Annotated in this window: 12 protein-coding genes; 1 reads left to right on the top strand and 11 read right to left on the bottom strand. The window is 58.9% G+C overall.

Annotation, left to right across the window (positions count from 1 at the left end):
* Positions 1–669 precede the first annotated feature (669 nt).
* Complete coding sequence (locus B5F98_RS06475) at positions 670–1,596, top strand: hypothetical protein (protein ID WP_087370565.1); 927 nt, start codon at positions 670–672, stop codon at positions 1,594–1,596.
* A 64-nt stretch (positions 1,597–1,660) separates the two neighbouring features.
* Here B5F98_RS06475 and hisC read toward each other — a convergent pair whose 3' ends face one another.
* From hisC to lon, 11 genes are all read right to left on the bottom strand, one after another.
* A complete protein-coding gene (hisC, locus tag B5F98_RS06480; protein WP_087370568.1) occupies positions 1,661–2,713 on the bottom strand; it encodes a histidinol-phosphate transaminase in 1,053 nt (350 codons plus the stop codon).
* Positions 2,710–2,901 carry a DUF951 domain-containing protein gene (locus tag B5F98_RS06485; RefSeq protein WP_087233933.1) on the bottom strand — a complete coding sequence of 64 codons (192 nt, stop codon included), beginning with the start codon at positions 2,899–2,901 and terminating at the stop codon, positions 2,710–2,712. Before B5F98_RS06485 ends, hisC begins: the two co-directional genes overlap by 4 nt.
* A gap of 21 nt (positions 2,902–2,922) precedes the next feature.
* Positions 2,923–4,185 carry a replication-associated recombination protein A gene (locus tag B5F98_RS06490; RefSeq protein ID WP_087370570.1) on the bottom strand — a complete coding sequence of 421 codons (1,263 nt, stop codon included), beginning with the start codon at positions 4,183–4,185 and terminating at the stop codon, positions 2,923–2,925.
* A gap of 88 nt (positions 4,186–4,273) precedes the next feature.
* Entirely contained in the window at positions 4,274–5,413 is a 1,140-nt protein-coding gene (locus B5F98_RS06495) for an aminotransferase class V-fold PLP-dependent enzyme (protein WP_087370573.1), read from the bottom strand.
* On the bottom strand, positions 5,410–5,664 hold the full coding sequence (locus tag B5F98_RS06500; protein WP_087370576.1) for a DUF3343 domain-containing protein: 255 nt from the start codon (positions 5,662–5,664) through the stop codon (positions 5,410–5,412). The genes B5F98_RS06495 and B5F98_RS06500 overlap by 4 nt, the downstream gene beginning before the upstream one ends.
* A 1,570-nt stretch (positions 5,665–7,234) precedes the next feature.
* On the bottom strand, positions 7,235–7,705 hold the full coding sequence (gene ispF / locus B5F98_RS06510) for a 2-C-methyl-D-erythritol 2,4-cyclodiphosphate synthase (RefSeq protein ID WP_087370800.1): 471 nt from the start codon (positions 7,703–7,705) through the stop codon (positions 7,235–7,237).
* Positions 7,705–8,424 carry a 2-C-methyl-D-erythritol 4-phosphate cytidylyltransferase gene (ispD, locus tag B5F98_RS06515; RefSeq protein WP_087370581.1) on the bottom strand — a complete coding sequence of 240 codons (720 nt, stop codon included), beginning with the start codon at positions 8,422–8,424 and terminating at the stop codon, positions 7,705–7,707. Before ispD ends, ispF begins: the two co-directional genes overlap by 1 nt.
* 49 nt (positions 8,425–8,473) lie before the next feature.
* Positions 8,474–8,953: a CarD family transcriptional regulator gene (locus B5F98_RS06520; protein ID WP_087370584.1), complete on the bottom strand. Its 480-nt coding sequence runs from the start codon at positions 8,951–8,953 to the stop codon at positions 8,474–8,476.
* Positions 8,954–9,106: 153 nt separating this feature from the next.
* On the bottom strand, positions 9,107–9,859 hold the full coding sequence (locus B5F98_RS06525) for a fumarylacetoacetate hydrolase family protein (protein WP_087370587.1): 753 nt from the start codon (positions 9,857–9,859) through the stop codon (positions 9,107–9,109).
* A gap of 3 nt (positions 9,860–9,862) precedes the next feature.
* Positions 9,863–10,456: a ribosome biogenesis GTP-binding protein YihA/YsxC gene (yihA, locus tag B5F98_RS06530; RefSeq protein ID WP_087370590.1), complete on the bottom strand. Its 594-nt coding sequence runs from the start codon at positions 10,454–10,456 to the stop codon at positions 9,863–9,865.
* Between the two features lie 10 nt (positions 10,457–10,466).
* Positions 10,467–12,881, bottom strand: coding sequence for an endopeptidase La (gene lon / locus B5F98_RS06535; RefSeq protein ID WP_087370593.1), 2,415 nt, complete (start codon positions 12,879–12,881; stop codon positions 10,467–10,469).
* Positions 12,882–12,943 lie beyond the last annotated feature (62 nt).

A 12,943-nucleotide genomic window follows, 5' to 3' on the forward strand; every position in this document is an offset into this window, starting at 1 on the left:
CTGACCGCCCGCGCTGCACAATTGAATGTAACTCGATACAAGCAAGTAAAGTCGAATTGATGTTGGGCTGCATGTGCTCAAATGATTGGATGATGAAATCAATGTAGACGAAATTCCCCCATCTCCCCTTCAAAAAAGGTCAAAGGGTGGAGTTCTTATGGCGTCATGACCAGGATCTTCCCCTCCATGATATTGGTTATTTTTGAAAACAATGGTTGACGCCACCAAAAAAATTTTATACAATATAACCGAAATGAAGTGAGTGAACTGCAAAAAACGTTCCGTCTCTGTTTTATTTCTCTTTTTCTCCTATTTTCTCTCTCCCTGACCGCCCGCGCTGCACAATTGAATGTAACTCGATACAAGCAAGTAAAGTCGAATTGATGTTGGGCTGCATGTGCTCAAATGATTGGATGATGAAATCAATGTAGACGAAATTCCCCTCATCATGCGCATGCAGTGGAACTCTGGCGGTGGACACGTGTTGGTGCTGTGTGGTGTCACAGGTGACAATTTGACCTTAATCGACCCTTGGGAAAATTGTGTAACGAGAAGCTACTCCTATGTCGCACTACTCAATGGAACATCCATTCAATCAGGAACTGGATACTACTCACACACATGGATGTCTTGCTAAAGTGCCACATAATAGAAAGGAGGTTTTGACGTATGGTACGAAAATGGTTTGTATGCCTGGTATCCCTTTGTATTCTGGCCGCCACACTCCCCATTCACGCCCCCGCTGCGGCCACCTCACCCCCCTCAGACTTTTCCCAAGTCTGCCCAGATCCGTCCCAACTGGAGCAAGAGATTCTCTCCCATCTCACCGTGGCGTATGAGAACACGTTGCCCACCCTTTCCACTCCGGAGAGTGAGGAAGATGCAATCCCTACGTCCGTAGATTTTTCCACTGCCATTCCCGTCTACATTGACACCGAGTTGGAGAACCTGTCTTTGGTGCAGCAAGCCGATATTCAAGCTCATCTGGAGCAATGCGTCTCCGTCTGGGTCATTCCCATGCAGGTGGGCTCTCTGTACGCCACGGTAACACTGGCCAAAGGACTGCCACTCAATCCAGAAACTGCGCATCTCATGACCCCTGCGGAACAGACTTCTGTTCAGGAAAAAGAAGGCCTATGGACCGTGAGTGAAGTGGCCATGTACACCGATTTCACCCCATATTCCACCCAAATCTCCCAACTGGAACAGGCGGGAATCACCACGGAAGATGCGGTTTTGGTGGGTGGACTACCCGGCATTCGTATGCCTATGCTGTTGCTGTTTGAAGACGACATCGCCTCCTACTGGTATCCCATGGGAGACTATGGACCTTCCGAGGCGGAAGTCACTGGCTCCTATGTCCATCAGGCCAGGTTCCAAGGTGAATCTCTGCACCCCTTCTATGACTATGAAGCGGTCCTTTCCTATGCCAAGACCAATCAAACCTCCACCCAGACGGACAGCTCGGGTATGCCCAACGGCTCTACCAGCCAGGGCCCCACACTGGTGGATTTTGTCCCACTCTTGGTGGCAGGGGCATTCCTCATCGTTGTCCTTTTGGTAGCTTTATGGGTGCTCCGCCGTCGGAAGAAATAATTCACAAAACATGAACATGCCCGTGAGCGTGGGAATCACCCAGGCTCACGGGCATGTTTCGTAGTTACAGTTCTTGCAGGGCTCCCAGCAGGGTGTCCATCTCGGCATCGGTGCCAATGGAAATGCGCAGCCAGTTGGAAATAGCCGGGTTGGACCACCACCGTACCAGCACCCCACGCTCCCGCAGGCCGTCCAACAGGGCCTTCCCGGACTTGTCCGGATGGGAGACAAAGAGGAAGTTGGCCTGAGAGGGCAGTACCGTGTACCCCATCTCCCGCAGCCGCTGGGCGGTGCGCTCCCGGGTGGCCATTACCTTTTGACAGGTCTGTGTAAAGTAGTCCTCGTCCTCCACCGCCGCCTTTGCTCCCGCCTGAGCCAGACGGTCCACGGTGTAGGAGTTGATGGAGTCTCGGACGCAGCACAGGCCCTGGATGAGGTTCGGGTTTCCCATGGCCCAGCCCACCCGCAGCCCAGCCAGGGCTCGGGACTTGGAGGCGGTCTGGATGACCAGCAGGTTGGGATAGCGGTCAATGAGCCCCACCGAGCTCTCCCCGCCGAAGTCCACGTAGGCCTCGTCCACGATGACCACCACGTCCGGGTTGGCACGCAGCAGCTTCTCCACCACCTCCCGGGACACGCCCTGTCCAGTGGGGGCGTTGGGATTACACAGCACCACGCCGCCGTTTTTCCCCATCAGCTCCTCCACCGGGGTGGAGAAGTCCGGGTTCATGGGCACTTGGCGGCAAGTGAGGCCAAAGTAGTTGGTGTACACGGGATAAAAGCTGTAGGTGATCTGGGGAAAGACGATCTCTTTGTCCGGGTCAAAAAAGGCCTGGAAGGCAAAGGCCAGCACCTCATCCGAGCCGTTGGAGCAGAACACCTGGTCCGGGCTGAGCCCCTCCCGCCGGGCAATGGCACAGCGCAGCTCCAGGCACTCCGGGTCCGGGTAGAGGCGCAGTGTCTCCCCCGCCGCCCGGGTGATGGCCTCCACCACCTTGGGAGAGGGCGGGTAGGGGCACTCATTGGTGTTGAGCTTCACAAAGGTCTGGCCCTTGGGCTGCTCCCCCGGTACATAGGGCACCGCATCCACAATGCGGCGGCTCCAAAACTCTTTCATGCCTGTCCCTCCTCTCGTTTCACCCGCTTGATGGCCTTCTCTGCCTTGGCCCGGGGAATCATCATCTCCCGCTGGCAGCCCAGACAGCGCAGCTTAAAGTCCATTCCCACCCGCAGCACCTGCCAGTCCTTGCAGCCACAGGGGTGTTGCTTCTTCATCTCCAGCACGTCGCCGACCTGTATATCCATGGGCATGGGATGCCCCTCCTCTCATTGGTGTTTGATCTTGTCCCAGTAGGCCTTAGCGGCCTGCTCGGTCTTATTGGGGCCGTACTCATAGTACACCCGCCCCACCAGAGCGTCGGGCAGATACTGCTGCTTCACCCAGTGGTTGGGGAAGTCGTGGGGGTAGAGATACCCCTGCTCCCGCTCAAAGCCTGTGCCGTCGGCGTGGACATTTTGCAGGTGTCGGGGGAAGTCCCCGGTCTTGCCCGCCCGCACATCCGCCATGGCGGCATTGATGGCGTCATGGCCCGAGTTGGACTTGGGGGCGGTGGCCATGAGGATGGCGGCATCCGCCAGGGCTAGCCTGGCCTCGGGCAGCCCCAGCATGGTGGCCGCATCCACGCAGGCCTTGACAATGGGGATGACCTGGGGATAGGCCAGTCCCACATCCTCGCAGGCAATGACCATCAGCCGCCGACAGGCGGACAGCAGGTCCCCCGCCTCCAGCAGCCGAGCCAGATAGTGCACCGCCGCATCGGGGTCCGAGCCCCGGATGGACTTTTGCAGGGCGGACAGAATGTCGTAGTGCTGGTCTCCGTCCCGGTCATAGCGCATGGAGGAGCGCTGGGCCACCAGTTTGGCATCTGCCATGGTGATGGTCCGCACCCCGTCCGGGGTAGCGGCGGCATTCATGAGCACCTCCACCCCGTTGAGGGCCTTGCGCACGTCTCCCCCGCTGGCCTGGGCCAGGTACTCCTTCACCCCGTCCTCCCAGCAGCTCTCTCCGCCTAGCTCCTCGTCCATGAGCTTCACCGCCCGCTCCACCGCCGGGAGCAGGTCCTCCGGGGTGAGGGCCTTGAACTCAAAGACGGTGGACCGGGACAGGATGGCGTTGAAGATGGTGAAATAGGGGTTTTCCGTGGTAGAGGCAATAAGGGTGATCTTTCCCGTCTCGATATAGTCCAGAAGGGTCTGCTGCTGCTTTTTATTGAAGTACTGAATCTCGTCCAAATAGAGCAGCACCCCGTTGGGGGCCAGCAGCGTCCCCACCTGGTCCATCACCTCCCGCACGTCGGCCAGAGAGGCGGTGGTGGCGTTGAGGCGGCGCAGGGCGCGCCCGGACCGCTTGGCGATGATATCCGCCACGGTGGTTTTCCCTGTACCCGAGGGGCCGTAGAACACCATATTGGGGATGTTGCCGCTGTCCACAATCCGGCGCAGCAGGCCGTTCTCCCCCAAGATATGTCGCTGACCCACCACGTGGTCCAAGGTCTGTGGCCGAATGCGATCTGCCAAGGGCTGATACATACCCCCTGCACCGTCCTTTCTTTTGTCAATTCTCTTGTGACATTTTAGCACACCAAAGCGAATCTCGCAAGGGCGAAGGGGGAGCCCCTCACCTGCCCTTGCCCTGACACCGGGCCAGATGGGCAATGGCCCCGGCGGCCCGGCGCACCTGCTGGGAGGTGTTGAACGCCGAGCAGCTCAGGCGCACCGTCCCAGTGTCCAGGGTGCCCGCCGTCTTGTGGGCCAACGGGGCGCAGTGCAGCCCCGCCCGCACAGCGATGCCCCGGCGGGCCAGCCAGCTTCCCACCTCTTCGCAGTCCATCCCCTCCACGGTGATGGAGCACACCCCCGTCTGGGTTCCCTTGGGGCCTCGGAATACTCGCACCCCAGGCACTTGCTCCAAACCGTCCATCAGCTGGCCGCTCAGACATTCCTCATAGGCGCCGATGCGGTCCACGCCCTTGCACCGGACAAAGCGCAGTCCAGCCAACAATCCCGCCGCCCCAGAGACGTTCTGGGTACCCGCCTCCAGGCGGTCGGGGAGAACGTCCGGCATGGTCTGGTTTTGGGACTCGCTGCCCGTACCCCCGTACAGCAGCGGGGCAGGCTGCTCCTCTCCGCACAGCAACAGCCCGGTGCCCTGGGGCCCGTACAGCCCCTTGTGCCCCGGCATGGCCACGTAGGCCGCCCCCCACTCTGACAGGCGCACAGGCAGACACCCGGCGGACTGGGAGGCGTCCACAATGAGGGGCACTCCACGCTCCCGGCACATCCGGGCCAGCTCGCCTATGGGCATAATAAAGCCGAAGACGTTGGAGACATGGGTGCAGACCACCACATCCACCCCGCGCCGCAACTCCTCCTCAAAGGCGGCCAGCATCCCCGCCTGGTCAAACACTGGGGCTTGGGCCACCCGGATGGTCAGGTCCCCCCGGGCACACAGAGGGCGGGTGACAGCGTTGTGCTCATAGCCGGAGATGAGCACGGTGTGCCCAGGGCGCACCAGGGCGTGGATGGCTAAATTCAGCGCATGGGTGGCGTTGTAGGTGAGCACCACCTGCTCTGGATTGGGTACATCGAAGAGCTGGGCCGCCGTCTCCCGCAGCGCGTAGAGGGTATCCGCTGCCCGCATCCCCGCCCCATGTCCGCCTCGGCCAGGGCTGGCCATATGTGTCATGGCCCATGCGGTGGCAGAGGGCACCGAGGCGGGCTTCTCCATGGTGGTGGCTGCGCTATCCAAGTAGATCATACCGATACCTCCTCATAGCTCCCGTCCTCCAGCTGCTGATAGATACCACGGGGGACAAGCTTTGCCTCCCGCATCAGCTCCACCGCCCGCTCCAGCCACCGCTGAGACACTTTGATGCAGTATGCGCACCCCGCCCGGGCAATGAGCCGGGGCGCTCGCACCAGATAGGCAGAAATGCCGGCCCGCTCCAGCAGCCGCACCCCACGCTGGGCATAGGTCAGGGAGCGGCATACAATCAGATCATATACCATATGGTATCATTTCCCTTCCCGTTGGATGGTCCGCTCCCACAAAAAAAAGATACGGACGCTCTTGCACATCCTATGCACAAGAGTGCCCGCGTGATAGTCCAGGGGCCTGTTGCAAAATTGTGGTTTTGCAACAGGCCCTTCCATTTTATCAATCCCTCCGACTCGTCGGTGCGGACTTTGTATCCCTCGCCTCGCCCCTGAGAGGCGGGGCAAGTCTCGCTCACGCCGTCGCACCTCCTCTCCCCACCAAACCCGCTGGCGCTGGGCTTTGGCGGGGACCCCATAATACCGTGCCACCTCCCTTTGCACAAGGGAGGCTTTTCACCGGGAAAATTCTTTACATTTCTGCTTTACAGGAGAAGCTTGCATGCAAGAAAATTCTTTCTGACTAGAGAACCCAGGCTAAAGACTTGGTAAACGCGAAATGTGACACAAGCAAAAAAACACCAAAACTGTACATTTGCAAAAAATCGAGTATGCCCTCAAACTCACAACAAACGTTCGTAAAAAGGCCTGCTATTATTACGCAACACACTTGTTATTGGCTTTTTCTGTAATTGTTGATATTTGTTAATATGGTTATGATTATAACTAAATCTAAAAACACCCAAAAAAACATATATTCAGAAATTCCTATCCCATCAATAACAAAAACAACCAACTCCAAAACCATAACAATAAACCATAATGCCACCTGCGTCAGTAATAAAATGAACCTAGCTTTCTTGCCCTCTGTGACTTTTTTCCTCCCCATAGTTCACCTACTCATCTAGTGCAAGTTTATAAATTCCCTTAAACCTTTAGATTAAAAAATTCAGTACTCCCCAAACAGCTGCACCCGAAATTCCAAGTGTTGCTGTAATACACCCGACAGCAGCTGCGGCTCCAGCCTTCCATGCGCCACGACTTCGTCATTGGCAAGGACGTGGACAAGCGCTCATAAAGCATAAGTTTACTAGGTTGCCTGCCTGATTAGAGTTAGGCTAGATGTTACAACTATGCTTATTTCCTCACAAATCGTGTGAATACAAAAACAAAAAAGAACGCTACGATTCCACTTGCTATTGATTGTACGAGTGTAGATGTCTCATTGAGAAAATAATGATTTACAATAAACAAAACCAATGTCATACACACAAAAAGTAATGCAGCAAGTAGACCAGATTTAATCTTTTTATCACTCATTGCGAAGTCCTTTCTACCTATCCAATATATATATACTTTTACTGGGCAAAAACGGAACATCAACAGAGAACTTAACTCCCGACGTAATGCGAGTACGAGATATTGATCCACCAATAATCCATCCGATTGCTGCACCAAGTATTCCACCTACAACGGGCCCAGTTAACTAGCTAACGCTCCACCTGCTGGCCCAGCTATTGCCATACCTATTCCTGTGCATACAATAGTACATATTGCGCTAAGGGTTATTTAAGCAAAAATGATAAAACGAGCACCGCAGTACTTAGGCCCCCTTGTGTAAAGGGGGCTGGACCCGTAGGTGACTGGGGGATTGTCTGTCCATGTGGTTGGGCAATCGGTGTATTTTGCAACGGCCCTTCTTTGTTTATCGGTTCAGAAGTGCCACGGCGTGGGCGGCCATGCCCTCCCCGGAGCCGGTGAAGCCCAGCCCCTCCTCGGTGGTGGCCTTGACGTTGACGCAGTCCTCCTCCACCCCCAGCACCTGGGCGATGTTGCGCCGCATCTGGGGGATGTATCCGGCCAGCTTGGGCCGCTGGGCCAGGATGGTGGCATCCACATTGCCCACCGTGTACCCCTTTTCCGTGAGCATATCCCGCACCCGAGCCAGCAGCAACATACTGTCGATGCCCGCATAGGCGGGGTCGTTGTCCGGGAAGGCGTGGCCGATGTCCCACAGCCCAGCGGCGCCCAGCAGGGCGTCCATCACTGCATGTACCAGCACATCCGCATCCGAGTGGCCCAACAGGCCCTTCTCCCAGGGGATTTCCACGCCCCCTAAGATGAGCTTGCGCCCCTCCACCAGGCGGTGCACGTCATAACCATGTCCCACTCGCATCATTGGTTCCATCCCTCCAAAATCACTCGGGCCACCGCCAGGTCTGCCGGGGTGGTCAATTTGATGTTGCTCCGGTCCCCTTCCACCAGGGATACCGGCATGCCCAGCCGCTCCACCGCCGAGCAGTCGTCTGTGAGGGGGGCGTTGTCCTGCATCGCCTTGGTCAGAGCCCCCCGAATCAGATCACCATCGAACATCTGGGGCGTCTGCACAGCAAAGAGGGTAGCCCGGTCTGGGGTGTGGTCCACTACACCGTTCACCGCCACCTTAATAGTGTCCTGCACGGGTATGGCAGGGGCTGCGGCCCCGGTCTGGGCGGCCTTGTCCACTACACGCTCCATCACCTGGGAACTCACAAAGGGCCGAGCCCCGTCGTGGATACCAATGAGCTTGGCCTGAGGGGACACCTCGCCCACCCCCAGTTGGGCAGACTCCACCCGGGTGGCGCCGCCCCGTACCACTTTCGTCACTTTTGTGAGTGCCATCTCCCGGGCCAGGGCCGCCACAGGGCCCACCAGGTCCTCCCGGGTGACCACCACGATCTCCTCCACCCGGTCACTGGCCTCCAGAGCTGCCAGGGTGTGGGCCAGCACCGGCCGACCGTCCAGCTCCAGGAACATCTTATCCTGTCCCATGCGCTGAGAGGAGCCCGCCGCCACCACAACCATAGCACAGCCAGGGGCCTGAGGCCCCTTTCGTTTCCGTCCAAACAATGACATATGTCTTCCTCCACTGAGAAAAAAGGAGCCGTGCGGCTCCTTTTTTATTTTATTGGTGCAGAACCTTGTTGACCCGCTCCTCCACGGCCTCATAGGGCATGCTCTGGGCCAACACCAGCTCGGAAATCAAAATCTGCTTAGCTGAGTGGAGCATCTTCCGCTCCCCGGTGGACAGCCCCTTCTGGGTCTCCCGGTACATCAGCCCCTTGACCACCTTGGCCACCTCCAGCAAATTTCCGCTTTTGATGCGCAGCATATTCTCCCGGTAACGTTGGTTCCAGTTGGACGTCATGTCCACCTGAATGTCCTCCATCTCCGAGAGAATATGGGTGGCCTCCTGACCGGACACCACGGGGCGGACGCCGATCTCGTCGCTGTGTTCTGTGGGAATCATGACCATCATGCTTCCCGTCGATAGTTTGAGCAAATAGTAGTCCTGAACCTTCCCAGCTACCTTCTTGCGCACAATGGAGTCAATGACTCCCGCCCCATGCATAGGATGCACCACCTTATCACCAATCTGATACACGATTCCACCTCCCAAATGTGTATAATATCACAAAGTTAGTATACCCCTTTTCCCAATGCAATGCAAGCGGGAGGAAAATATTTTCCAAGAAAAATACGCTCTGTTTACAAAAAAGAGGCGCTGCAAGCCTGTGGCTCACAGCACCTCTTGAGGTCATTTCACTTGGTTGCGCAGAACGCCGATGTGGGAGATCTCCACCTCCACCACATCCCCGGACTGCATGGGGCCAATGCCAGCGGGGGTTCCCGTGGCCACCACGTCACCCGGCTCCAGGGTCATGGAAGCGGTGATAAACTCCAGAAGCTTTGGCACGGTGGTGATAAAGTCCCGGGTGTTCCCCTGCTGGACCACGCTGCCGTTGAGACGGGTGGTGACTTCCAGGCGGTCGGGGTCCACCCCGTCCACCACCCAGGGGCCCACCGGACAGAATCCATCCATGGACTTTCCACGGGTCCACTGGCCGTCGTGCTTCTGCACGTCCCGGGCGGTGACATCGTTGAGACAGGTGTAGCCCAGCACATACCCTGCATAGTCCTCTGCCCGGATTTTGGAGGCCTGGCGGCGGATGACCACTGCCAACTCCCCCTCATAGTCCAGGCGCTGGACAAACTCCGGCGGGTCGATCTCCCCGCCAGGGGTGTTGAGGGCGTTGAGGCCCTTCATAAAGAGAACGGGAAATCCGGGGGGCTCAGAGCCCATCTCCCGGGCGTGCTCGGCGTAGTTCTTACCTACGCACACGATCTTAGTGGGAGTACAGGGGGCCAACAGCGGACAGTCTGCCAGCTTGACGCTGCCTCCGTCGTACTCCACGCCCTCATAGGGGGCGCAAGTGAGGGTCTTCACCTGCTCTCCCTCCACCACGCCCCACTGGGGGCCGCTCTGGCTGAGAAACCGCACGTACTTCATCTCTCAGCCCTCCATATGGTTGAAGATCAGCTCCAACAGGGCCTGCTTGCCGTCTCCCTTCTCCGCAGAGAAAGGAATGACGGGGACGGCCTCGGGCAGCTCCAGGGTGTCCCGCACCCGCTGGAGATTCCCCTCCACCTCGCTCTTTTTCAGCTTGTCCAGCTTGTTGGTCACCACCACATAGGGCTTGTCGGTGGTGAGGAAGAAGTCACTCATCACCTTGTCGTCGGCTGTGGGCTTGTGGCGGGCATCCACAATGAGAATGCCCAGAGTCATCAGAGAGGTATCGGCAAACCAGCCCTCAATGAGCTTGGCCCACCGGGCCCGCTCGGCCATGGACACCTTGGCGTAGCCATAGCCGGGCAGGTCCACCAGGTAGAGCTGTTTGTCAATGAGGAAGTAGTTGATATGGGTGGTCTTGCCGGGGGCAGAGCCCACCCGGGCGAAGTTCTTGCGGTTGAGCAGACGGTTGATTACCGAGGACTTGCCCACGTTGGACCGCCCGGCAAACACCACCTGGGGCAGAGCGTCCCGGGGAAAGTCAGCGGGCTTGGCTGCCGAGCGGACGAACTCCGCCTGATTCAAATTCACCTTCATATCGCTCACCTCACTGGCACAGATTTACTGCCGTCCCAGGAGCCTTTGCCTCCGGGGGCAGAAGGGTGTCATTCCCTTTGGGGGGCTGGCCGTCAGAGACCAGCGCACAGGCCAGCACCTGGTCGGCCTGGGATACGGGAATAAACTTCAAGCTCTCTCGCACCAAGGGGTCAATCTCCTCCAGGTCCTTCACATTGTCTTCGGGGAGAATGACAGTACTCATACCATTGCGCAGGGCGGCCATGGTCTTCTCCTTCAGACCGCCGATGGCCAGCACCCTTCCCCGGAGGGTGATCTCCCCGGTCATGGCCACGTCACCCCGCACCGGGGTTCCGGTGAGGGCGGACACCATGGCGGTGGTGATGGCAATGCCTGCCGAGGGTCCGTCCTTGGGCACAGCGCCCTCGGGGAAGTGGACGTGGATGTCCTTGTCCTTATAGAAGGTGCCAGGCAGCCCCAGCTGGCTGACCCGGCTGCGGATGAAGGACAGGGCGGCCCGGGCGGACTCCTTCATCACGTCCCCCAGGTTGCCGGTGAGCTCCACCTTTCCGGTGCCCTCCACCACGTTGACCTCCACCTCCAGGATTTCGCCGCCCACAGAGGTCCAGGCCAGGCCGTTGACCACCCCCACCTGGGGCTGGCCCGCCGCCTTGTCCTTGGCGTAGCGCCGGGTGCCCAGGAAATCGGACAGGTTGTCCGGGGTGATGTGCACGCTCTTGCACTCCTCCCGCACCAGCTTCATGGCAGACTTCCGGCACAGCTTGTCCAGCAGCCGCTCCAGGCGGCGCACCCCGGACTCCCGGGTGTAGCCGGAGATGATCTGGTGCAGGGCCTGGTCGTTGAGCTTCACCTGGGTACGGGTGAGGCCGTGGGCCTTGAGCTCCTTGGGCCATAGGTGGCGCTTGGCAATCTGCACCTTCTCCTCGTCGGTATAGCTGCCCAGTTCAATGATCTCCATCCGGTCCAGCAGAGGCCGGGGGATGGTATCGGTGGTGTTGGCCGTGGCGATAAACAGCACCTCGGACAGGTCAAAGGGCATCTCCAGGTAGTGGTCCCGGAAGGTGGCGTTCTGGTGCACGTCCAGCACCTCCAGCAGAGCGGCGCTGGGGTCGCCCCGGTGGTCGCTGCCCACCTTGTCCAGCTCGTCCAGCACCAGCACCGGGTTGACGCTCCCCGCCTGGCGGATGCCGGCGATGATGCGTCCGGGCATGGCTCCCACGTAGGTCTTGCGGTGGCCTCGAATCTCCGCCTCGTCGTGGACGCCGCCCAGGGAGATGCGGGCCAGCTTTCGGTTCATGGCCCGGGCCACGCTCATGGCAATGGAGGTCTTACCCACACCGGGCGGGCCCACCAGGCACAGCACCTGGCCCTTCAGATTGGGAGACAGCTGCTTGACGGCCACAAACTCCAAAATACGCTCTTTCACCTTCTCCAGGCCGTAGTGGTCGGCTTCCAGCACTTTGGACACGGCAGCCACGTTGGCCCGCTCACGGGTTTTCACCGTCCAGGGCAGCTCCAGGCAGGTATCCAGGTAGCCCCGGAGCACCGAGGCCTCGGCGGAGCCGTAAGGCTGCTTCTCCAGATGCTTGATTTCTTTGTTCAGCTTTTCCCGTACTTCGTCGGGCAGCTTGGCCTTGGCCACACGCTCCCGGTATTCAGCGATCTCGTCGCCGTCGCCCCGGTCGCCCAGTTCTCGCTGGAGCACCTTCAGCTGCTCTCGCATGTAGTAGTCACGCTGGTTTTCCGCCATCTGCTCCTGGACCTTGCCCTCCAGCTCGCTCTCCACCTGGCGGATCTCCACTTCCCGGGCCAGGATGCGCACCAGCTTCTCCAGCCGCTTGGCGGGGCGCAGTTCCTCCAGGATGAGCTGCTTGTCCTCAAAGCGCAGGGGCAGGTTCTGGGCGGTATAGTCGGCTATGTACACCGGGTCGTCGCTGGCCAGCAGCTTCAAATACAGCTCCGGGGACACCCGGTCGGACAGCTCGGTGTATCGCTCCACCATGGAATAGATCTGGCGAATCAGGGCCTCGGTGCGGGGGGTGTTCTCCCGGGCGGCGGGCTCCTCCTCCAACAGCTCCAGCTCGGCGGTGAGGTAGGGCTCAGTGGTGAGCAGCTGCAGCATTTTGCCCCGCTGTTTGCCCTCCACCATCACCCGCACATTGTTGTCGGGCAGACGGAGAATCTGCTTGATGGTGGCCACGGTCCCCACCTGATACAGGTGCTCCTGGGCGGGGTTCTCGGCCGCCAGGTCCTTCTGGGTCACCAGGAAAATCTCCCGGTTCCCGGTCATGGCCTGTTCCAGGGCTCGGATGGAGAACTCCCGACCCACATCGAAATGAAGCAGCAGATGGGGAAATACCGTAATAGCCCGCAGGGCCAGGGCAGGCATGGCCACAATTTCCCGCTCATGTATGGTCTCACTCATGGTTGTATTCCTCCTTTCCACCTCCCAGAAGGAGGCGATATAAGCAAAGGGGCGAGCACGAG

Origin of the sequence: Pseudoflavonifractor sp. An44, assembly GCF_002161675.1 — a bacterium.
In the GTDB taxonomy this organism is placed as follows: Bacteria; Bacillota; Clostridia; order Oscillospirales; family Oscillospiraceae; genus Enterenecus; species Enterenecus faecium.